This window comes from Streptomyces sp. NPDC059009 (genome assembly GCF_042740175.1).
Lineage (GTDB): Bacteria > Actinomycetota > Actinomycetes > Streptomycetales > Streptomycetaceae > Streptomyces.
This window is the reverse complement of the sequence record NZ_JBHYJB010000016.1, coordinates 1-20,781: the sequence shown is the minus strand read 5'-3', so window position 1 is coordinate 20,781 and position 20,781 is coordinate 1. Positions and strand designations below refer to the sequence as shown.

16 protein-coding genes are annotated in these 20,781 nt (G+C 72.5%); 4 read left to right on the top strand and 12 right to left on the bottom strand.

The features are described 5' to 3' along the window. The first annotated feature begins 206 nt into the window (after window positions 1-206). Entirely contained in the window at window positions 207-1,844 is a 1,638-nt protein-coding gene (locus tag ACFWYM_RS17740) for a SpoIIE family protein phosphatase (protein WP_384837211.1), read from the top strand. Here ACFWYM_RS17740 and ACFWYM_RS17735 read toward each other — a convergent pair. Then, window positions 1,841-2,353 (bottom strand): GNAT family N-acetyltransferase, encoded by a 513-nt coding sequence (locus ACFWYM_RS17735; protein WP_384837208.1) that lies wholly within the window; start codon window positions 2,351-2,353, stop codon window positions 1,841-1,843. The two genes, ACFWYM_RS17740 and ACFWYM_RS17735, sit on opposite strands and share 4 nt — an antisense overlap. Window positions 2,354-2,411: 58 nt before the next feature. On the opposite strand from ACFWYM_RS17735, the gene ACFWYM_RS17730 reads away from it, so the two are divergent. Beyond that, on the top strand, window positions 2,412-2,777 hold the full coding sequence (locus ACFWYM_RS17730) for a 5-carboxymethyl-2-hydroxymuconate Delta-isomerase (protein ID WP_384837205.1): 366 nt from the start codon (window positions 2,412-2,414) through the stop codon (window positions 2,775-2,777). Window positions 2,778-2,794: 17 nt separating this feature from the next. Here the strand turns inward: ACFWYM_RS17730 and ACFWYM_RS17725 are convergent, their stop codons facing one another. The 5 genes from ACFWYM_RS17725 to ACFWYM_RS17705 all read right to left on the bottom strand — a co-directional run bounded on the left by ACFWYM_RS17725 (window position 2,795) and on the right by ACFWYM_RS17705 (window position 11,108). Next, window positions 2,795-3,502 (bottom strand): TetR/AcrR family transcriptional regulator, encoded by a 708-nt coding sequence (locus tag ACFWYM_RS17725; RefSeq protein ID WP_384837203.1) that lies wholly within the window; start codon window positions 3,500-3,502, stop codon window positions 2,795-2,797. 77 nt (window positions 3,503-3,579) lie between these two features. Then, a complete protein-coding gene (locus ACFWYM_RS17720) occupies window positions 3,580-4,707 on the bottom strand; it encodes a PDR/VanB family oxidoreductase (protein WP_384837200.1) in 1,128 nt (375 codons plus the stop codon). A 1-nt stretch (window position 4,708) separates the two neighbouring features. After that, entirely contained in the window at window positions 4,709-5,626 is a 918-nt protein-coding gene (locus tag ACFWYM_RS17715) for a metal-dependent hydrolase (RefSeq protein WP_384837197.1), read from the bottom strand. A gap of 201 nt (window positions 5,627-5,827) precedes the next feature. Further along, window positions 5,828-7,789 (bottom strand): hypothetical protein, encoded by a 1,962-nt coding sequence (locus ACFWYM_RS17710; RefSeq protein WP_384837195.1) that lies wholly within the window; start codon window positions 7,787-7,789, stop codon window positions 5,828-5,830. Window positions 7,790-8,000: 211 nt separating this feature from the next. Then, complete coding sequence (locus tag ACFWYM_RS17705; RefSeq protein WP_384837191.1) at window positions 8,001-11,108, bottom strand: alpha-N-acetylglucosaminidase; 3,108 nt, start codon at window positions 11,106-11,108, stop codon at window positions 8,001-8,003. 157 nt (window positions 11,109-11,265) lie between these two features. On the opposite strand from ACFWYM_RS17705, the gene ACFWYM_RS17700 reads away from it, so the two are divergent. Beyond that, window positions 11,266-11,646: a hypothetical protein gene (locus ACFWYM_RS17700; protein ID WP_384837188.1), complete on the top strand. Its 381-nt coding sequence runs from the start codon at window positions 11,266-11,268 to the stop codon at window positions 11,644-11,646. 63 nt (window positions 11,647-11,709) lie between these two features. Here the strand turns inward: ACFWYM_RS17700 and ACFWYM_RS17695 are convergent, their stop codons facing one another. The 3 genes from ACFWYM_RS17695 to ACFWYM_RS17685 are packed head-to-tail and all read right to left on the bottom strand — an operon-like array spanning window position 11,710 to window position 15,023. Next, window positions 11,710-13,065 (bottom strand): DUF1996 domain-containing protein, encoded by a 1,356-nt coding sequence (locus ACFWYM_RS17695; protein WP_384837185.1) that lies wholly within the window; start codon window positions 13,063-13,065, stop codon window positions 11,710-11,712. Between the two features lie 39 nt (window positions 13,066-13,104). Then, window positions 13,105-13,758, bottom strand: coding sequence for a LuxR C-terminal-related transcriptional regulator (locus ACFWYM_RS17690; RefSeq protein WP_384837182.1), 654 nt, complete (start codon window positions 13,756-13,758; stop codon window positions 13,105-13,107). Beyond that, entirely contained in the window at window positions 13,743-15,023 is a 1,281-nt protein-coding gene (locus ACFWYM_RS17685) for a sensor histidine kinase (RefSeq protein ID WP_384837179.1), read from the bottom strand. Before ACFWYM_RS17685 ends, ACFWYM_RS17690 begins: the two co-directional genes overlap by 16 nt. Before the next feature lie 226 nt (window positions 15,024-15,249). On the opposite strand from ACFWYM_RS17685, the gene ACFWYM_RS17680 reads away from it, so the two are divergent. Next, entirely contained in the window at window positions 15,250-17,661 is a 2,412-nt protein-coding gene (locus ACFWYM_RS17680; RefSeq protein ID WP_384837176.1) for an MMPL family transporter, read from the top strand. Here ACFWYM_RS17680 and ACFWYM_RS17675 read toward each other — a convergent pair. The 3 genes from ACFWYM_RS17675 to ACFWYM_RS17665 form a co-directional block, all read right to left on the bottom strand. Then, the gene (locus ACFWYM_RS17675; protein WP_384837173.1) at window positions 17,658-18,677 is read right to left on the bottom strand and encodes an NAD-dependent epimerase/dehydratase family protein; all 1,020 of its coding nucleotides are present in this window, start codon (window positions 18,675-18,677) and stop codon (window positions 17,658-17,660) included. The genes ACFWYM_RS17680 and ACFWYM_RS17675 overlap by 4 nt on opposite strands. An 89-nt stretch (window positions 18,678-18,766) precedes the next feature. Next, window positions 18,767-19,354 (bottom strand): winged helix-turn-helix domain-containing protein, encoded by a 588-nt coding sequence (locus ACFWYM_RS17670; RefSeq protein WP_384837170.1) that lies wholly within the window; start codon window positions 19,352-19,354, stop codon window positions 18,767-18,769. Window positions 19,355-19,713: 359 nt separating this feature from the next. Next, the gene (locus ACFWYM_RS17665) at window positions 19,714-20,637 is read right to left on the bottom strand and encodes a DUF6891 domain-containing protein (RefSeq protein ID WP_384837167.1); all 924 of its coding nucleotides are present in this window, start codon (window positions 20,635-20,637) and stop codon (window positions 19,714-19,716) included. Window positions 20,638-20,781: the final 144 nt, after the last annotated feature.

Below are 20,781 nucleotides of genomic sequence, written 5' to 3'. Positions count from 1 at the left end.
GTCGCGCACCCGGCGCAGGTCACGAGGGTTCCGGGGAAAGAGCAGATCTTACCGTCAAGGGGGCCATGCGTGACGGGAGTTCGCCGCTGTCCCACCACAAGGGGGATGCCGCGCCGGACCGCTCGCCGGGCGCGGGCGGAGGGTTTAGCGTGGTCGAGCAGGCCCGAGGGGGGCCTGACCCGCCCTCAGCCCGAGGGGCAGCACGCGTGAGTGTCGACACAACGGCTGATACGACCGTCCTGGTGGTCGACGACGTCGCCGCCAGCCGATACGCCCTGGGCGCCGTCCTGCGGCGGGACGGGCACCGCGTCCTGCTCGCCGCCAGCGCGGGCGAGGCGCTCATCCAGCTCGATCTGCGGCTGCGCACCGGCGCACTGCCGGACGTGGCCCTGGTCGACGTCGGCCTGCCCGACATGAACGGCTACGAGCTGTGCCGCCGGCTGAAGGCGTCGCCCGCCACCGCCGCGCTGCCCGTCGTGCACTTCTCGGCGGCGTCCCTCGCGCCCGCCGACCGCTGCCGGGGCCTCGACTCGGGCGGCGAGGCATATCTGACGGTGCCCGCCGAACCGGAAGAGATCCAGGCGGTCGTGCGGGCGGCGGCGCGCGGCGCCCGGGACCGCACCGCCGCCCAGGACCACGCGGGCCGGCTCACGCTGCTCGCCGAGGCGGTCATCGAGGTGCAGACCGCGCGCTGCCTGCGGGAGCTCGCCGAGGTCGCCGCGGTCGGCGCGGAGCGGCTCACCGGCGGGCCCGCCGTCGTCTTCGTGCCCGGCGCGGACGGCGCCCTGCACCACGGCCTGTCCCGGCGCCGCACCGAGGCGTCCCTGCCGGGCGACGAGGCCCACCAGGCCGTCGCCCGCCTCGTCCGCCGCTTCATCTCCGGGCGCGGCCGGATCCGCTCCACCGTCGTGCCCGCCCCGCTGTGGCCGCCCGGCTTCTTCCGCCCCGAGGACCTCGCGGGCCACCACGCCGACCCCGACGACGCCCGCCTCGCCCTCGCCCGCACCGCCGAAGGCTGCTTCCCCGTCTGCATCGCCACCCCCGCGAACGGCACCGAACCCGCCCCCGGCACCGCCGCCCTCGTCGACCGGCTCGCCCACGCCACCGCTCTCGCCGCGGAGCCGCTGCTCATGTACGAGAAGGAACGCCACATCGCCCTGACCCTCCAACACAGCTTCCTGCCCGCGAGGTTGCCGCCGATGCCGGGCACCGAGGTCGTCGTCCGCTACGTCCCCGCCTCCCGGCACACGGAGATCGGCGGCGACTTCTACGCCGTGCTGCCCACCGACGCCGGGCTGCTCACCGCGATCGGCGACGTCGTCGGCCACTCCCTCGACGCCGCGACCGTGATGGTGGAGCTGCGCCACGCGCTGCGCGCGTACTGCCTGGACGACTCCGACCCGGGCGCCCTGGCCCGGCGCCTGGACCGGATGCTGCAGCGCTACCACCCGGACACCACGGCCACGCTCTGCCTCGCCCTCATCGACCCGGACACGGGCCGGGCCCGCGTCGCGAACGCGGGCCACATCCCGCCGCTCCTGGTCCAGGACACCGGCGACGCCCGCTACGTCGAGGCGAGCGGACCGCTGCTCGGCCTCGGCCTGGACCGCCCGCCGCCCACCGATACGGCCCTCACCGCCGCCGACCGGCTCCTGATGGTCACCGACGGGCTGATCGAGAACCGCGGCACCGACCTCGCGGTCTCCATGGAGCACCTGCGCACCGCGGCGGCCGACGCCCCCCTCGGCGTCACCGACCTGTGCGACACGCTCCTGAACTGCTTCGGGCACGAACGGGACGACGACATCGCCCTGTTGGCGCTGCGCCTGCACAAGTCGAGCTAGCCGAGCGGCTTTTCGAGGCGGATCACGCTGTACTTCCGGTCCCCGTTCTCCTTCTTCTGCGGCTCGCCGACGGCCGCGTACCCGGCTCCTTCGTAGTACGCCCGCAGCCGCGGGTTGGTCGACTCGCAGTCCAGGCGGGACAGGGCGCGCCCCGCGTCCCGGATCCGCCGCTCGGCGTCGGCGAGCAGCAGTCGGCCGGTCCCGGACGGGGCCTCGCGGTGTGTCATCAGCCGGTGCACATACCCGGCGACCGGCGGCTGCGGCCCCCACGCCTCCTCGTCGGACCACCACAACTCGTAGGCACCGGCGACGGCCCCGCCGTGGTGGGCGAGCCAGACCTCGTCCTCACCCGCGGTGATCCGCTTGCGGAAGTGCGCGGCGTCCCGCTCACCGGGGCGCCACTGCTCGATGCCGTGGTCGAGCATCCAGCGCGCGGCCCCGTCGAAGAGGTCCACGAGGGTGGTGACATCTCTCTCGTCCGCCCGGCGGACCACCAGCTGTACTGTCATGACGATCACGGTAAGGCGTGCCCGCACGGGCACGCACACGCGTACGCGGGAGGTCTCCATGCCGCAGATAACCGTCGACTACTCCGAGCAGCTCACCGACTCCTTCGACCGCGGCGGCCTCGCGCTCGCCCTGCACACCCTGCTCAACGAGACGGTCGACAACGTCCCACTCGACGCCTGCAAGGCCCGCTTCGTGCGCACCGACACGACCGTCGTGGGTGCCGCGGCCGACGGCCACGACGTCGTGCACCTCGTGATCGGGCTGCTGCCCGGCCGCCCCGCCGAGGTCAGGGCGCGGCTCTCGGAGGCGGCCCTGGAACTCGTACGGGATCATGTGAAGCCGACCCCGGGGCGCACCCTGCACGCCTCCGCCGAGGTACGTGAACTCGACGTCACCTACCGGAAGTTCGCGCAGGAAGCCTGACGCGAGCCCCCCGGGACTCAGGGGGTGGCGGCCGACTGCGGGGCGAGCGTGAAGAGGCGGGAGATCAGGTCGGCGAACGGCCCGTCCGCGGGCTCCGCCGCCAGGACGCGGCGCAGCACGGCCGCCATCTCCTCGTCGTACGCGGCGCTGACCGCGGTGAGCGCCGCGAAGTCGTGCACCAGCTGGAGCTCCAGCTCGGCGCGCGGGATGCGGCGGCCGTCCAGCCAGATCAGGGCCGTCGACTCGGCGAGCGAGATCCAGGAGCGGATGACCAGCTCAAGCCGGGCCGGCGGATCCTCGACGCCCAGGTGGGCGAGGATCTGGACGTAGGCGGCCTGGCGTACGGAGTCGATGAGCGCGTTGGTCGTGGAGGACCCCACCGCCGGTCCGCCCCGCATCAGCGCGGAGAACCCGGGCCCGTGCTCGTCGACGAACGACAGGAACCGCTCCATGACCCGCAGCAGCCGGGCGCCGAGCGGCCCTTCGTGGGCCTCCACGAACCGCTCCGCGAGATCGTCGGCCGCCCGCTGCAGCGCCGCCTCGTACAGGCTGAGCTTCCCGGGGAAGTAGTGGTAGACCAGCGGGCGCGAGATGCCCGCGGCCGCTGCTATCTCGTCGATGGAGACGTCGTCGGGAGAGCGGTGGCTGAACAGATCGAGCGCGACCCCGATCAACTGCTGCCGCCGCTCCTCGACTCCCATCCTGCGGCGCACCCCGGTTGTCATGCGAACACCTTACCGAGAGCGGCCGGGTGCCCAACGGCCCAGGTCCTTCGGCCCGTTCGCTTTCCGGATCGCGCGTCTCACATGTCGAGCACGATCCGCTCGCCACGGGCCCGGGAGACACAGATCAGCATCGCGTCGCCACGCTCCGCGTCCGTGAGGAGCTCGTCACGGTGGTCGATCTCACCTTCCAGGACGCGCTGTTGGCAGGTCCCGCAGAAGCCCTGCTCACAGGAGTACGCGGTGTTGGGCAGCTCCTTGCGCACCGCGGCGAGCACCGTGGTGTCCGCGGCGACGGCCACCGTGCGCTTGCTGCGCCGCAGTTCGACCTCGAAGGCGGTGTTGCCGAAGGGGGTACCTCCCTGTTCGAGCGAAGTCGAGAACTTGGGGGACGAGGCGTGCGGCGCGAACCGCTCCAGGTGCAGCGCGCACCCGTCGGGCAGGGCGTCGGCGACGGCGTCCATGAGCCCTTCGGGCCCGCACACGTAAACGCCGGCACCGACGGCATGGGTGACGGCGAAGTAGTCGTCGAGGTCGGGCCGCCCGCTCTCGTCCTCGGTGACGACGGTGACGCGGCTCTCCGCCGCCCCGCCGAGCTTCCGCACGTCTTCGAGGAAGGGCATGGAGGCCCGGGTGCGCCCGCAGTACAGCAGCCGCCAGTCCTTCCCGGCGGCCTCGACGGCCCGCACCATGGCCAGGACCGGGGTGATCCCGATGCCGCCCGCCACGAAGACGTACGCGGGCGCGTCGGCCAGCGGGAACCGGTTGCGCGGCCCGCGCACCTCGACCTCGGCGCCCGCCCGCAGCTCCTCATGCACCTCGCGCGAGCCGCCACGGCCGCCCTCGGCCGTCCCGATGAGCCGGGTGGCGACGGTGTAGGAGGACCGGTCCTCCGGATCCCCGCAGAGGGAGTACTGCCGCACGAGCCCCGAGGGCAGCACGAGGTCGAGGTGGGCCCCCGGCTCCCAGGGCGGCAAGTCCGCCCCTTCCAGGCGCAGTTGGACGACTCCCTCGGCGACCGTCTCGTGCCGCGCGACGGTGAGGGTGAGCGCGCGCGAGCGGGGCCGCCCGGAGACGGGCTCCTCCAGGGCGGGCAGCGGCCACAGCGGGGACCCGTCGATGCGGCGCCGCATGGCCCGTTTGACGCGTTGGGCGGTGAGGGCGGCTGTGGCGACGAGGAGGACGGTGCGGATGCGGGGGCGGGGCATGTCAGGCGGCACCCTTCTCGGCGGCTCGGGCGGCGGGGGAGGAGGCGAGGTAGGCGACGGCCTGCTCGGTGCTGCCTTCGTGGGAGGGGTGGTAACTCCGGCTCAGATAGCGGGGGATGGAGCGGATCATGGCCCCGGTGGTGGGCAGCGTCCCCGCGCGCCCCCGCCGGTAGAAGTCCTTGAAGCTCGCCTTGCCGTCGACGAGCGTCGGGTCGTTCTCCATGAAGAAGCGGGCGCCGCGCTGCCAGAGGAAGACGAGGGCGGTGAAGGCGGTGGCCCAGGTCCTGGCGCGGCGCCGGTAGCCCCCGTCGACGTGCATGAAGAGCTCGAAGGCGACCGACCGGTGCTCGACCTCCTCGGCCCCGTGCCAGCGCAGCAGGTCCAGCATGGTGGGGTCGGCCCCGCGCCGGTCCAACTCCTCGGCGTTCAGTACCCAGTTGCCGAGGAAGGCGGTGTAGTGCTCGATGGCCGCGATCATCGCGACGCGCTCCATCAGCCACCATGTGCGGGGCTTGCCCGGCGGGAGCGTCCGGTCGCCGAGCAGCTTCTCGAAGAGCCAGTCGACCTGGGCGGTGTACGGGGTGGGGTCGAGGCCCTGCTCCCTCAGGTGGGGCAGGACCTCGTCGTGGGCCTGCGAGTGCATGGCCTCCTGGCCGATGAACCCGATGACGTCCTCGCGGAGGCGGTCGTCGGTGATGTACGGCAGAACTTGCTTGTAGACGTGCACGAACCAGCGTTCGCCCGCCGGGAGCAGGAGGTGCAGGACGTTGATGGTGTGCGTCGTGAAGGGGTCGTCCGGGACCCAGTGGAGGGGGGTGCCCTCCCACGAGAAGGAGACTTTGCGGGCTTTGAGCGGGACGCGCTCCTCGGCTATGGGCTCCGGTTGGGGGGACCGGCTCCGGCTCGTCGTATTAGACATGGCGTCAATGTACTGATGGGTAGGTGGCGAGGGGTAGGGGTGTGCGGGGATTTCGTGGGGGCCTCCCCCTTGGGGCACCCGATATCGCCTTGAGGACGAGGCTGTCCAGGCCGAAAAGGGGGTCTAGGGGCAAAGCCCCAGGACGGGCGCCCCAGGGCGACGGAGTCGCCGTTTCGGGAAGGGGCGGGGCTGGGGAAAGGGTCAGCGCAGCGTCGAGACCTTCGTGCCGTTCGCCAGACGTCCGTTCAAGCTCGCCTTCGCCGACCGCTTCGTCGGCACGGCGAGCACATGGCCCGGCACCTTCTTGCCCCCCGAGGCCGTCACCGAAGTGACCCCCTTGCTCCCCGCCCCCAGCAAGTACCACTGCCCCGCCCGGGACTTCCACAGCACCCCCGCCAGCACCAGCGGATCGCGCCCACCGCAGGCGGGGGAGTCCTCCGCCTTGGCCGCCACCGCGGCCGACCCCGAACCGGGCCCCGCGAACTGCGCAAGCACCCGGCTCCCGCCACCCCGCCACGTCTCCGCCCGCGTACACGTCCACTCCGCCGCCCCGTTCCCCTCGGGCAGCGTCTGCCGGGCGTAGTTCCAGGAGTTCACCGACCGCACCCCGTGCGCCCGCACGGACGCCAGCGAGCAGGCGAGCCGCGACCACGCCGCGGGGCTCGCCTCGTGCGGAGCGGCCGGGCCGCCCGACGTGAGGTGGGCGGGGGCGAGCTCCCCGAGGTCGGTCAGGAGACGCGACGTGCCGCTGTTGTCGCGGAGCTGCAGCGTGTTCCAGGACGCGCACGTCCGGGCGAGCGCCGGGCTCGCGAAGGGGCTCGTCACACCGTCGGCCGACCGGTGCAGGGACGACGCCGCGGCCCCCGGCTTCAGCAGGTCCCGCACCGACGCGGCACTCACCCAAGGCGCCGTCAGATAGCGGACGTTGCCGTCGGCGCGGTTCAGCACCACGGCCTCCGCCTCCGCCCCCGTCGCCCCGTCGGCCCGCGCGAAGTCGAGGGCCGCGCCCGCCGTGCCCGACGTGGGCTCGGCGTACCGGACGAGCCGCAGACCGTCGTAGAACAGCACCACGCGCGCCGCGTCGACCTCGCCCGCGTACAGCAGTTGGGCGGGTCCGGGTGGGGCGCCCGCCGGGGTGGCGGGGGTCGCGGAGACCTGCACCGACTCGCCGGGCCGCGCCCACACCGCGAGGGCGCGCCGCAGCAGCGCCTTGTCGCCGGTGAGCGACCCGCGCGCGGGCCACACGGAGAAGTCGGTGCGCGCCGAGCGCTTCCACGCGGCGGGCGCGACCTTCGTCAACTGGCCGGGATCCAGGGCCGCTTGGCCCGCGGGGTTCTGCGCGTACGGGGGCGCGGCGGCGCCGTCCGGGCCCCAGCCGTCGCCCGGAAGCCCGAGCAGCGCCCCGCACAGCAGGGCCGCGGCGGCCGCGACCCCCGCGGCCTTCATGTGCTGTCTGCGCCGCATCAGGTCGGTGGGCCGCGCCTGCAGCGAGCAGGGGTCGAACTCGGGGGAGTCGAGCAGCGCGTACTGCGGCGCCACGGACTCGGCCTCCACGAGGGCGTCCGCCGCGGCCGCCTCCGTGAGCCCCGCGGCGGCCAGCACCTTCCGTACGTCGGTGTCGCTCAGCTGCTCAAGGCCGCGCAGCACGTACGCGGCGCGGGCGGGCCCGGACAGGGCCGAGAGCCGCTGGTCCAGGGCGAGTTCATCGGCGCCCCCCGAGCGCGGAAACAGCCGCAGCCCCCACACATGCGGCAGCAGCGGCGGCAGCTGGGCCCGCTTCGGCCACGCCTTGCGGCGCAGCGGCAGCCCGGCTTCGAGCGCGGTGCGCAGCACCCGCAGGCGCACGAAGACGTACCCCGGGTCTCCGTTGCGCCCGCCCTCCGCGATCCTCCCCCACTGCCCTGAAGGCGTGGGAGGTGCCCCTTGGCCCGGGACGACGGCGGCGTCGCCCGTGGCGCGGTTGCGGGGGAGGGCGCGCTGGGTGAGCGCGTGGGCGGTGAGCACGCGGCGGTTGCGGCCGAGGCTGGGCGGCAGCACCAGGTAGGCGAGCCGGACCAGCCGTGGGTAGTGCTCGACGAGAGCGGCCTCGGCCTGGTCTACGTCGACGACGGGGGTGGCGGCGGTCTTGGGGGCGGCTTCCGGGGACTGCGCTTGGGACGACACGTTCAGCAAAACGAGCGAATGGTCCTACGGTCACTTTTCACGGGCGGGGGCGCCTTGAGCGGTACCTGGGGCGCCCTTGCCGGACGGGCTGAGCGATCTCAGCCCGTCCGGCGTTTGAGGACGAGCCCTCAAGGCGATATCGGGTGCCCCAGGGCCGACGGAGTCGGCGGATTCGGGTAGGGGCGGGATTGGGGAAAAACCGCCGGAGGCGCTACCCCAGCCCCCACTCCGCGAACTCCACCGTCCCGCGCCCCCCATCGCCCCCATTCGTCGCACTCATGAACATCCCCACATCCTGAGCCCCGCCCGCCCCGGAGACCGGGACCGTGGCGACGGTCCGCCAAGACGCCCCGTCATCCGTCGAGCACGCCCCCGTGACCGAACCCCCCGCCCACGAAAGCCGCAGCAGCACCGGCGCCTTCACCCCCGTGATCCTCTTGTACGTGTCCAGCGTCCCGTCGCCGTTCGTGTCGTACGACAGCACGACCCCGTTCGCCGGGGTGACCGCCAGGTCCACGATCCCCTTCGAGCCGGCCGTGGCCATGCTGTCGCGGGCGATGATCCCGGCCCGCGCCCACGGCCCCGTCGCGTCCTGCGACGTCACCTTCACCGTCACCGAGACGCCGTCCTTGAACGCCCCCGCCCGGTAGAGCGCGCCGAACTCCGTCGTGCCCTTCCAGAGGTCCGCGCCCGCCCCGTTGATCGCGTACGCGCCCTCCAGTTCGCCGAAGACCGCCGCGTTGTTCGTGTACGTCTTCCAGCCCTCGCTCAGCGGCCCCGCCTCGTACAGCGTGCCCGCGTGCACCGAGGTCACCCGGGGCTCGCCCTTCGGGCCGTACTGGACGGCGATCTTGTAGGGAAGGGGCCGCAACGGGCGGTCCAGCGGTGAACTCGGCGCGCTCGCCAGCCACTTCACGCTGCCCTTCCCCGCCGCCGGAACGCTCGGCAGGGACGTCGGGCCCTGTGGCTCCGCGTCGATCCCGGTGAGCTTGAAGTCGACCTCGCCCGTCGCCCGCAGCCCGTTGACGTTGCGGAACTCCGCCTGCACGCGCGCGTTCCCGCCCGGCGGGAACGCCGGCGGGTCCGCCGTCACGGACAGCGAGCCCTGGTAGGGCGCCGCCGCGAGGGTGTCCCGGACCCGTGTCGCCGTCCGGTACGGGTCGGCGACCGGGCGCAGCGGGTAGTCCTTGCGCTCCCGTGTCCACGGCTCCTCGACCGCGAACCAGTCCACCGGCTTCGGCTCCCGGCCCGCCGCGAGCGCGTCCGCGAGTTCGTCCAGCCACTTCTTCCAGCGCGGCGTGTAGAAGTCGGCCATCAGGCCGTGCCACTCGCGGTTGCCGTACTCGTGCAGCTTGCCGGGGTCGGAGGTGGGCCGGTCGCCCCACACCGTGATGAGCACCTTCGCGGTCCGCTCGAACTCGGCCCGCTCGGTGTCGTTCGTCGCGAGGCGGCGCGCCTGGTCCACCCAAGGGCCGAGCAGGAAAGCCGAGTTGGTGCCCGTGATGTCGTCCGAGAGGGCCATCAGTTTCAGCCACAGGGTCGACAGGGCCTTGAAGGTTTCCTGGTCCTTGCGGGTGTACGCCGAGCGCAGCTGCGGCAGGAGCTGGCGGCTGCGGTGGGCCACCGCCTGGCGGGCCACGTCGACGAGGTCGTACTTGTAGGCGGCCGAGCCGCGGAGCGTTCCCGTCACCGCCAGCAGGCCCGCGAGCGCCGCGTCGAAGCGGGCCGGGTCGTAGGTGAGCGCGCGCGGCGCGTACTCGGCGGCGCGGTTCGCGGCCAGGTCGGGGCGGGCCGCGAAGAGGGAGTCGTGCGGGTCGCTGCGTTCCACGGCGGTCTGCTGGTAGGCCGTGTCGTGCAGGGCCCGCCACGCGGCCCGCGCGTTCCGGTCGCGGTCGCCGTAGCGGAGGTCCGCGTAGTCCGAGAACCAGGCGGCCCGGTCGATCTTCCGCTCCGTCCACGCCAGTTCGGAGAAGAGCTCGAAGGCCGCTGGATCGCGGTCCGTCGCCTCCGGCAGGTACGCCGTGCCCGCCAGGGCGCTGTCCTGCTTGTCGCGCCAGGCGAAGAACTTGTCCATCCAGATGTGGGCGCGGGCGCCGATCGTCGTGCGGCCGCCGAAGTTGGGGATCGTGCCGAAGCAGTACGGCGTGCCGCCCCAGTCCTTCTCGCGGTCGGTGACGCTCGTGAAGCGGTCGGAGACCCCGTCGACGATCAGCATCTTCTTCTTGTCGATGGCGTCCAGGAGTTCAGGCAGGGGGTTCGCCTCCCAGCCGAGGATCACCCAGGTCGCCCCGGGTCTCGCCGCGTGCAGTGCCCGCTCCACGCCCTTCGCGGCGTCCGGCACCGGCACGTCGCCCGCCGTGCCGCCCTCGTGCAGCAGGTCCATCTTGAAGTGGCCCGCCTCGCCGAAGAGGTCGTCCTGGTGGCGGTAGAAGGACGCGGCCACCTTGGCGAAGGACTGCGTGCGCGGGTCCAGCCAGTCGGGGCGCTTGAAGCCGTGCCAGGTGCCCTGCGGCACGACCCGCGCGTCCCCGCCGTTGCGGGACACGAAGCCGTCCGGGACGTGGCCGTAGTAGCCGGGCAGGACCGGGGCCATGCCGAGCGCGCGCAGCCGGTCGCAGATGCGCTTGCCCAACTCGCCGCGCTGCGCGATGAGTTCGGGAGAGAGCGGGCCCCCGTATCCGGAGAGGTTCTGCAGCAGCCACCACGGCTGGTGCGAGGGCGCCGGGAGCCAGGCGCGGGCCTCGGCGTCGGAGTAGCCGAAGTCCTTCAGGACACGGTGGTAGACGGCCTCGGCGCCCGCCATCACGAAGACCTCGTTGCAGCCGTGCAGCGCCAGGACGTCGATCATCCGCTCCCAGTACGCCCAGTCGGCGTACGGGGCGGTGTACCCGTCGTTGGTGTCGTTGAGCGCGAACCGGTGCGGCAGCGCCGTCTCACGGGTCAGCTCCTTGCCGGGGGCGGGCAGGCGGCGCGGCAGGTCGAGCTGGCTGCCGTTCCACGCGATGTGCGCCCCGCACGCGTACTTCAGATACCAGTGAACTCCCGTCAGGAGTACGGCGGGTGAGGTGCCGGACACCTCGATGCGGCCGGTGGCTCCCGTGACCCGGAAGCGATCGCGGTTCCCCTGGGCGGGGACGAGTCTGAGGTGGAACTGGTCCGCATGATGCGGCAGGACTCTCTTGAGCGCTGCGCGCGCGGAATCCGTACGTGAGGCGGGGCGCTCCGCGGCCTGTGCGGGCAGCGCCACCCCGCTGAGAGCCGTGCCGATGCCGATGGCACCGGCCGCGCCGAGCACGGAACGTCGGGACGGTTCGGTCATGTGTACCCCCTGTGTCGCGGGCCGCTGGCTGCGGCGCACGGTATCCGGGCGTACGTCGGTGCTCAACGGTGCATACGGAGATGGCGAGTTGGGATCGCCTGAAGGGATGAGTGAGAGCGTGCGGGTCATGCGGGCAGCGCGAGGCGCGCTTATGGGCATGGGTGTGGGAGTGCTGGCGCTGGTGGCGGGCTGCGGCTCGAACGGAGACGGCGCGCCCGGGACGGCGGGCGGCAGTCTGGAGCAGCTGGCGGTCAGGGCGCGCTGTGCGCCCGACATCACGACGGATGCCGCCGACCTACGGCAGGCCACCTGCAAGAAAGGTTCCCGTCGCTTTGTCCTCGCAACCTTTACAACTGACCGTGGTCAGTCAGAGTGGTTCGCGGAGGCGCGGGCGTACGGGGGCACGTATCTCGTGGGGCGGAAGTGGATCGTGGTGGGCTCGCGCACGGTGGTCACCGAGGTGCGGGAGCGGCTGGGCGGGACCGTGGTGGCCGCCGGGCATGAGCACGGGGACGGCGGCCACCACGGCGCCCCATAGGGGCGCGGGGAACTGCGCGACCAGCCCCCACCGGCCCGCGGTGAAAGAACTGGCCGGGGCCGGCTACGAGCAACGGCGCCCGGAATTCACACAGTCGGCGACCCTGCGCATCAGGCGCTCGTCGAAGACGTTGATGAAGTCGCCGTGGTCGGTGACCGGCTTGTGCAGCTGCTCGGGGAACGAGTCGACGGCGAAGCCGGGCCCCGGCGGCACGTCGTACACGATGCGCTGCACCAGCTGGGGGATGGCGCGGAACCCCTGCGGGCAGGCACCCGTGCGCCGGTCCGCGAACGCCACATGCGTGCGGTGGTTGGCGCTGTCCGTGTTCCGGCCGTCCCAGCAGCTCTGGAAGCGGAAGGTGCGCACGACCTTCGAACCGCGCGGGCAGACCGGGTACTTGTCCTTCAGCTGCCGGTTCTCGAAGCCGGTGCAGCTCCACGAGGCGTTGGCGTTCGCGTCGCCGTTGGTGAACGCCTTCGCGTCGCCCGTGATGATGCGCAGGAAGCGCGGCATGGGGGCGACCTTGCTCACCGGGCTCCCGGCGAATTTCAGGGTGACCGCGGCCGGGGTCTGGATCTCCCCGACGTTCTGGTCCTTTCCGCCGCCGTCGGCTCCGGCGTCGTTCTCGGCCTTTCCGTTCTGGAGGCGGAGCACCGGCCAGTAGTACGTGGATTTGTCACCCTGATTGCGGCAGCTCGTCGCCCCGTTCGCGAGATCGTCGTCGCTCGCGAAGGCGTCCGTCGCCTGATTTCCCACGTAGTCGTGCATATGGTGCGCGCCATTGCTCACACCGGGCGCCACGATGACGTTGTCGGGGTTGAATTTGCCGTTCTCGTTGCGCCCGCATTTCGTGGTGAAGCTGCCACGGGACGCGCCGCGCCGCTCGCGGGGGAGGGCCGCGTCCGGGCGGACGGAGGTGATGGGGACGAAGTCGCTCGCGTCGGGGCCGTTGCCCTGCGGGGGAGCGGCCGGTGCGCCGTCGGCGGGCTGCCCGGTCCCCTCGGCGGGGCGCATGGTGCAGGGGGCCAGGTCGTCGAGGCCGGGTCCCAGCTGGTCGAGGGTGGTGCGGCGCCGCTGCTCAAGGGGGTCGAGGACGGACTGCTCGTCCTGGGTCCGGTCGGCCATGAAGCGGGTGTACGCCTCGGTGATCTGACCGTCCAGGTCGGCGAGTCGACGGTCCTGCTCGGCCCGCTGGTCCTGCGGAACCTGCGGCAGCCGGTCGGTCGCATCGGGGCAGTCGATGGTCGCCATCCGCGCCGCCACGTCGGGCGGCGCGGCGTCCGGACCGTCCTCCGCATTCGCGTAGAAATTCACCGCGACCAGGCCGCCACCGCCCAGCAAGAGCGCGGCTGCGGCGGTGACGAGACGCCGGGACAGTTTTGATCGTTTCCGTGAACTGCGTTGTGGGGTACGTCGCATGGGGCTACATACGCATCACGGCCCCATCGCGTTCAGCGATCAGCGGCCCTGGTCCAGATATGCGAGAACCGCGAGCACCCGGCGATTGTCGTCGTCCGAAACCGGCAGATCGAGTTTCCCGAAGATATTCGACGTGTGCTTCGCGATCGCCCGCTCCGTGACCACGAGCTGCGCCGCGATCGCCGCGTTCGACCTGCCCTGCGCCATCAGCTCGAGGACCTCCCGCTCGCGCGGCGTCAGCTTCCCCAGCGGGTGGTCGGCCGCCGAGCGCCGCGACAGGAGCTGCTGGATCACCGTGGGGTCCATCGCGGTGCCGCCCGCCGCGACCCGGCGCACCGCGTCGATGAACTGGTCCGCGTCGAAGACCCGGTCCTTGAGCAGATATCCCACCCCGCCGTTCCCGTCCGCGAGCAGCTCGCGCGCGTACAGCTGCTCCACGTGCTGGGAGAGCACGAGCACCGGCAGCCCCGGCCGGGCCCGGCGCGCGGCGAGCGCGCACTGCAGGCCCTCGTCCGTGTGGGACGGCGGCAGCCGTACGTCCACGACGGCGACGTCCGGCTCCAACTCCGCGAGGGCCTTGGTCAGTTCGGGGCCCGTCTCGACGGCAGCCGCGATCTCGAAGTCGAATGCCTCCAGCATCCGCACCAGGCCGTCGCGGAGCAGGAAGAGATCTTCGGCTAGGACAACTCGCAAGGGATCTCCATGGTCACCATGGTCGGGCCGCCAACGGGACTGCTGACGGCCAGTACGCCGTCGAATGTACCGAGTCGGCGTTCGATCCCGCTCAGCCCCGAACCCGTACCGACCCGGGCACCGCCCTTGCCGTTGTCCGTGACCGCGATCCGCAGCATGCCCTCCGCGTGGTGCACGTCCACCCAGACGCGGTCCGCCGCCGCGTGCTTGACCACGTTCGTCAGGACCTCGCTCACCGCGAAGTACGCCGCGGCCTCCACCGGCGCCTCGGCCCGGCCCGGCAGTTCCACGTCCACCTCGATGTCGACGGGCAGCCGCAGCGCCACCGCCTTCACCGCGTCGCCGAGACCGCGCTCGGCGAGCACCGGCGGGTGGATGCCGCGGACCAGGTCGCGCAGCTCGGTGAGGGCCTCGCCGGAGTTCTGCCGGGCCCGGGCGATCATCTCCTTGGCCTTCGCCGGGTTCTTCTCGATCAGCGCCTCGATGGTGCCGAGGTCCATGCCCATCGCGACCAGGCGGGCCTGCGCCCCGTCGTGCAGATCGCGCTCGATGCGGCGCAGCTCGGCGGCGGAGGTGTCCACGGCGTCGTGCCGGGTCTCCGTCAAGTGGTCGACGCGCAGCGCCAGTTCACGCTCGCGCATCGCGGCGGTGGGGGCGATCATGCCGCGGGCCAGCAGGAAGTGGGCGCGGACCAGGGCGGGCGCGGTGAAGAGGCCGACGACGAGCAGCACGGTGCCGAGCAGCGCCGCGTAGTTGGCGTCCGTCTGCGACTGGACGTGGATGAAGCCGTACCACTCGCCGCCGCCCGCCTCGTGGATCGGCTTCCACACGCCGAGGGCGAGCACCCAGCCGTACACCGGGTACAGGGGGGCCAGCAGGGCCGCGAGGAGCGCGATGACATAGCCCGCCGTCATGTCGGCCAGGAGCCACTGCAGATCCCGCCAGGTCGCCGGGTCCTTCAGCATCAGCGAGCAGCGCTGCGCCTGCCCGCGCACGCCGGTCTTCATGTTCGGGGGGAAGGGCCGGTACGGGATCGGGATGTGCACGCCGGACCACTCGCCGGCCTGCACCCGGCGCAGGTTCGCGTGCTTGCGCAGCCCCGTGAGGACCACGGGCGTGGTGAAGATGCCGATGCCCAGCAGGATGAAGCAGATCGACAGGACCGAGAGCACGAAGTAGATGATCCCGCCCGCCAGCGAGACGATCGACAGCTGCAGTCCGCGCACCCCCGCGACCACTGCCCGCCCCACCCGTGACTTCCCCATGATGTCCCTCTCCTCGACCTGATACGACAGACAGTCTCCCTGGTCGGCCCGCCCCAGGTCATTGGGCCCGGCACCCGGCCCGTGGTGTACCTGACGACACCCTCCGGCCTCGCCCTGTGCTTCACCGAGAGGGGGCCTCGGCGGCTGGGTGGGGGAGCCCCCGATTTCTAGCGTTGGCCGCGTCTTCATCGGCTTATTCGACGTTTACTCACTCGGGGGGAATCCCATGGGCGCCAAGAGGCAGAACCTCGCGGCACGACTCGGTGTGTGGAGCGCGCACCATCGCAAGAAGGCCATCCTCGGCTGGCTGCTCTTCGTCGTGCTCGCGACGGTCATCGGCGGCGGCACCGGCATGGTGACCGCGGACGACGACGAGATGGGCACCGGCGACTCGGGCCGGGCCGCCGCCATCCTCAAGGACGCGGGCGTCGACGAGCCCGCCGGCGAGCTGGTCATGGTCTCGGCGCGGACGGCGGGGGGCTGGAAGGAGGCGGCGGGCGACCTGTCCGGCGCCCTGCGCGACACGGGGAGGATCACCGGGCTGCAGCCGCCGCTCGCCTCCGAGGACGGCAAGGACGCGCTGCTCCGCTTCCAGCTGAAGGGCGCCTCCGACAAGGCGGCCGACGCAGTGCAGCCGGTGCTCGACGCGGTGGACAAGGCACGGGACGCCGGGGCGGGGAACGGCATCCACGTCTACCAGTTCGGCGACGCCAGCTCGGAGAAGCACCTCAACGACCTGCTCTCCGACGACCTCAAGTCCGCCGAGTTCACGGCCGTCCCGCTGGCCCTCGGCATCCTCCTCGTCGCGTTCGGCGCCGTGGTGGCGGCGCTGCTGCCGGTCGGACTCGCGCTGACGGCGTGCGTGGCGGCCTTCGGTCTGCTCGGCCTCGCCAGCCACGCCGTGCACATCTTCGAGACGACGTACTCGGTGATGTTCCTGATGGGCATGGCCGTGGGCGTCGACTACTGCCTCTTCTACCTGCGCCGCGAGCGCGACGAACGGGCCGCGGGCCACGACGCGGACACGGCCCTGCGCATCGCCGCGGCCACCAGCGGGCGCGCGGTCCTGGTGTCGGGCCTGACGGTCATGGTGGCGATGGCAGGCATGTTCCTGTCCGGGCTGCTCCTCTTCAAGGGCTTCGCGGTCGCCACGATCCTCGTGGTGTGCGTGGCGATGCTGGGCTCCGTCACGGTCCTCCCGGCGCTGCTCGCCGGACTCGGTGACAAGGTCGACGCGGGCCGCATCCCGTTCCTGAACCGCCGCCGCCCCAAGCGGGGCGCACCCGCGGGCGGCGGCCTCGCCAAGACGTTCCTCCGGCCGGTCCTGGCCGCCCCCAAGTTCTTCACGGTGGCGGGCGTGGTCCTGCTCCTCGCCCTCGCGGCCCCCGCCGTCGGCATGAAGACCGAACAGCTCGGCCTGGAGAAGCAGTTCGGCTCCGACGCCCCGCTCTCCGTCGCGTACAAGAAGATCACCGACGAGTTCCCGGGCGGCCCGGCCCCGGCGCGGGTGGTGGTCAAGGCCCCTGACATCGGCGACCGGCAGGTCACGAACGCACTCGACTCCCTCACGAAGCAAGCGGGCCGAGACGCCGAACTGACCGTCCACAAGGGGGCGGACGTCGCCGAGATCGCGGTCCCGCTCCCCGGCAGCGGAACGGACGCGGCGGCGAAGAAGGCCCTGCACGACCTCCGCGACACGACGGTCCCCGCGGCCTTCGAGGGACAGGCTGACGTCGAGGCGTACGTGGGCGGTGACCTGGCCGAGTCCGAGGACTTCAGCGATCAGCTCAGCAGCGGCATCGTGCCGGTCTTCGCGTTCATCGCGGCGGTCACGTTCCTGCTGATGCTGTTCAGCTTCCGCTCACCGGTGATCGCGGTGACGTCCATCGCCCTCAACCTCCTCTCCGTGGGCGCGGCCTACGGCGTCATGACGGCCGTCTTCCAGCACGGCTGGGGCGCGGAGCTGATCGGCTCGGAGAAGGTCGGCGCCATCGAGAACTGGATGCCGCTGTTCGTCCTGGTCGTCCTCTTCGGCCTCTCCATGGACTACCACGTCTTCGTGGTCTCCCGGATCCGCGAGATGCGCGACCGCGGCCTCGACAACAGCTCGGCGATCCGCGAGGGCATCACGCGGACGGCGGGCGCGGTGACGGGCGCGGCGGTCATCATGGTCGCGGTCTTCGCGGTCTTCGGCACCCTGTCGATGCAGGACATGCAGCAGATGGGCGTGGGCCTCGGCGTGGCGGTCCTCCTCGACGCGACGGTGGTCCGCATGATCCTCCTCCCGTCCCTGATGGCACTCCTGGGCGACCGCAACTGGCACACACCGCGCTGGCTGCGCTGGCTCCCGAAGGTCTCGCACGGCGAGGAGGACCACATCCCGGCGCAGCAGAGCCAGCCGTCCCCACAGGGCGAGTGGTCCCCGCAAAACCACCCGTCTCCGCAGGGTCAGCCCTCCCCGCAGGGCCACCCGTCCCCGCAGGGCCACCCGTCCCCGCAGGGCCACCCGTCCCCGCAGGGCCACCCGTCCCCGCAGGGCCACCCGTCCCCGCAGGGCCAGCCGTCCCCGCTGTGGGCAGGCGTTCCGCACGGCGGAACGGGTGGGCACAGCCCCACGACGCAGAGCGCCGACCACTAAGAGGGCAAGTCGCCGAAACCCGGAGTGCCCCTCAGCAAGGCCGCCTCCTTCTCAGGAGCAAGCCCCACCACAGGCCGGTCACCCCGCTGAGGGGCGACCCCGCCCAGAGAGACCAGCCACTCCCACGTATCGGCGACGGTCTCCCGGACCGGCCGGGCCACCAGCCCCGCGGCCACGGCCTTGTCGGTGGACGTCCGGTGGATCGTGTCGTGCAGCTCGCCCGGCGGAATCCACACGGGAAGCTCCATCCACGGCTCGACCCCCGCCGCCGCGAGCACACCGGGCTCCACCCACCGCAGCTCGGCACCGGCCCCGGTCACGTCCACGCACGCCTCCAAGAACTCCCCCATCGTCGTATGCGCGATGGGGGAGATCACGTTGTACGCCCCGTGCAGCCCCGCCCCCGCCGCGTCAAGCACCCACTCCGCGAGATCCCGCACATCGATGTACTGCAGGTCCAACTCCCGTGGCCCGGGCGCGAGTACGGGCCCACCGCGTGCGACCCGGTTCAGCCACCACGGCAGCCGCCCGATGTTCTCGTACGGACCCAGGATCAGACCGGCCCGCGCGAACAGCGTCCGCCCGTCGCTGAACTCGGCGGCCGCCGCCAGCTCGCCGCCCCGCTTGTCCTCCGCGTACGCCACGGAGTCCGCGTCCGGGTCGCCGTCCACGACGGGGTGGCGCTCGTCGGACCCGGCCGGCAGCGGGTGCGGATACACGGACGCGCTCGACACATACACATACCGGTCCGCCCGCCCGGCGAGCAGCCGCGCGGTGTCCCGGACCGCGCGCGGCGCCCCGGACCAGGTGTCGACGACGACGTCCCACTCGCCCTCGTCCGCGGCGAGCGCGGCGAGTCCGTCCGGGGCGAGCCGGTCGCCGTGGACCGCCCGGGTGCCCGGGGGAGCCGGGTGGTGCCCCCGGTGGAAGACGGTCACCTCCCAGCCCCGCCCGAGCGCCGCCTCCGTGACGGCCCGCCCCACGAACTCCGTACCGCCCAGCATCAGAAGTCTCATGCCGCCGACTCTGCCTGCCGGACCCCGCCGAGCGGAACAGCTTTCTGCTGCCGGCAGACCTCAGGGGCACGCAACGGCCCTGATCGGACCTACGGCGCGTACTTGTACCCGACCCGCCGCACCGTCTGGATCGACTGCCGGTGCTCGGCACCGAGCTTGCGCCGCAGCCGCGCGATGTGGACGTCGACGGTCCGGCCGTCGCCCACGTGCCCGTACCCCCAGACCGTGGTCACCAACTGGTCGCGGGTGTGCACCCGGTGCGGATGCGCGACGAGGTGGGCGAGCAGCTCGAACTCCAGATACGTGAGGTCGAGCGGCCGCCCGCCGACCTGCGCGGAGCGCTGCGCGGTGTCGATCCGCACGGGCCCGTCGGCGACGGGCTCCGCGTCCTCGGGCGGCGCGCCGACGGCGGCGGGCGGCTCGGCGGCCACGGGGTGCTCCTGCCCGGCCGGTACGAGGACCAGGTAGCCGATCATCGGCGGCTGGCCCGGCAGCGTCGGCAGGGTGTGCTGCGGCGCGGGCAGCCAGGTGGCGCCCGGCGGCAGGAAGTCGGTGATCTGCACCACCTCGTCGGGCGCGACGGCCCGCAGTCGGCCCCGGGCGGAGGGCGGCGCCGGGACGGGGCCGACGGGGGCGGCAGCGGTGGAAGTGGCGGTGAAGGAACGGGAGTTCGCCATGGCAGGTCAGCTCTTTCGCGCGAAGGAGTCGTCGAGGACGTACGTCATGCGCGTCAGGCCGAAGGCCGGGACCGGGGTCGGTACAGCGATGGAGCTGTGGAGAGGACCGGGGTAACGGCTTTAGAGGGCCCGCGCGTTCATCGCGCGGCAACACACCCGGTCGAAGTCATGGTGCTGACGGGAAGGCCAGAACGGCTCGAGGTCGTGACGACCCGGCGCGGTGTTCTGGTGGCTCCTCATGCCCCCATTGAAGCAGACGGGACAGGCCGTGGGAGTCCCCCTCCCGCTCCGATACGGGCCCTTGGCGCGAAACCCCCGCTGCCCACCGCCCCCTTCTCATTCCTTGAGACCGGCGCTTCTCAGCCCGTGAGCCGCTTGCGCCAGTCCAGGGCGTTGAGCTCGATGGCCCGCTCCGGTGATCCGTCCCACTCGGCGGTCAGCCCCGCGCGGGTGAGCGCCGCGACGACCTCGTGGCCGACCTCCGTCGCCGTGGTGGTGCCCGACTCCTCGAACTCGCCGTAGTACAGCGCCAGTCCGTGCCCCTCGGCCGCGCTCTCGGTGCCCTGGTGGTGGAAGAAGACGAACCCGCGCTCCCCGTCCGTCCGTTCCGCCCCGATTTCTGTCGTTCCGCAGCCGTGGCAGCAGGTGAAGTCCTCGCGCGCGGTGATGCCGCTCGCGGTGAGCTCCGCGAACGCCCGCTCCAGCCGGTCCGGGTCGGTCTCCCCGGCCCAGCCGTCCTGCTCGTCGAGCCGCTCCAGCCACAGCCGCTCCACGATCTCCTGGGCCTGCGGCTTCGACACCGGGCCAGGCTCGGCGCCCGGGTCGTCCATCAGGTAGACGGTCTCGTCGGCGAGCTTGGCCAGGCCGAGGTAGCCGTGGCGCAGCATCCGCCGCACATGCTCCTCGGCCCGCTCCCGCACGCGCGGCTCCAGCGGCTCCGCCTCGGCGGCGGGGCCGAGGTCGTCCACCTCCCAGTCGATGCCCGCGTCCCACGCCTCGTCCCGCCCCGCCCAGCGGGCCATGGCGTCGGCGACCCGGTCCGGGTCCGTGAGCCGGGTGCTGAACATGTGGCGCACGCCGGAGCCCGTGCGGTGCTGGAACTCGTAGTCCCCGCCCTGCTCGTGCCAGACCTGGACGAAGACGCCCGGCCTGGCCGGTATGCCTTCGACGATCAGGAAACGGTCGCCCGCGCCGCCGATGCGGTGCACCAGCTCGCGCAGTCGCACCGCCGAAATGCGGCGGTGCGACTGCCAGTTCTCCGTCTCGACCTTGATGGGGAGCATGGCGCAACCATGGCACGCGGCACTGACAACGCTGAGGGCGCCCCCCGGCCGGGGGGCGCCCGCAGCGTCGTACGCCTGGCGGGGTGAGACCTTTGCGGCCCTCACCACCGCGGCGCCGCAGGGGTGGACGAGGAGGCGCGTCAC

Excerpts from the sequence above, each read along its gene's own strand:
- ACFWYM_RS17665 (WP_384837167.1), bottom strand. The coding sequence starts at position 20,637 with ATGCTCCCCATCAAGGTCGAGACGGAGAACTGGCAGTCGCACCGCCGC.
- ACFWYM_RS17720 (WP_384837200.1), bottom strand. The coding sequence starts at position 4,707 with ATGCCCCGCCCCCGCATCCGCACCGTCCTCCTCGTCGCCACAGCCGCC.
- ACFWYM_RS17685 (WP_384837179.1), bottom strand. The coding sequence starts at position 15,023 with ATGGGGAAGTCACGGGTGGGGCGGGCAGTGGTCGCGGGGGTGCGCGGA.
- ACFWYM_RS17700 (WP_384837188.1), top strand. The coding sequence starts at position 11,266 with ATGGGTGTGGGAGTGCTGGCGCTGGTGGCGGGCTGCGGCTCGAACGGA.
- ACFWYM_RS17705 (WP_384837191.1), bottom strand. The coding sequence starts at position 11,108 with ATGACCGAACCGTCCCGACGTTCCGTGCTCGGCGCGGCCGGTGCCATC.
- ACFWYM_RS17695 (WP_384837185.1), bottom strand. The coding sequence starts at position 13,065 with ATGCGACGTACCCCACAACGCAGTTCACGGAAACGATCAAAACTGTCC.
- ACFWYM_RS17725 (WP_384837203.1), bottom strand. The coding sequence starts at position 3,502 with ATGACAACCGGGGTGCGCCGCAGGATGGGAGTCGAGGAGCGGCGGCAG.
- ACFWYM_RS17735 (WP_384837208.1), bottom strand. The coding sequence starts at position 2,353 with ATGACAGTACAGCTGGTGGTCCGCCGGGCGGACGAGAGAGATGTCACC.
- ACFWYM_RS17730 (WP_384837205.1), top strand. The coding sequence starts at position 2,412 with ATGCCGCAGATAACCGTCGACTACTCCGAGCAGCTCACCGACTCCTTC.
- ACFWYM_RS17675 (WP_384837173.1), bottom strand. The coding sequence starts at position 18,677 with ATGAGACTTCTGATGCTGGGCGGTACGGAGTTCGTGGGGCGGGCCGTC.
- ACFWYM_RS17670 (WP_384837170.1), bottom strand. The coding sequence starts at position 19,354 with ATGGCGAACTCCCGTTCCTTCACCGCCACTTCCACCGCTGCCGCCCCC.
- ACFWYM_RS17715 (WP_384837197.1), bottom strand. The coding sequence starts at position 5,626 with ATGTCTAATACGACGAGCCGGAGCCGGTCCCCCCAACCGGAGCCCATA.
- ACFWYM_RS17680 (WP_384837176.1), top strand. The coding sequence starts at position 15,250 with ATGGGCGCCAAGAGGCAGAACCTCGCGGCACGACTCGGTGTGTGGAGC.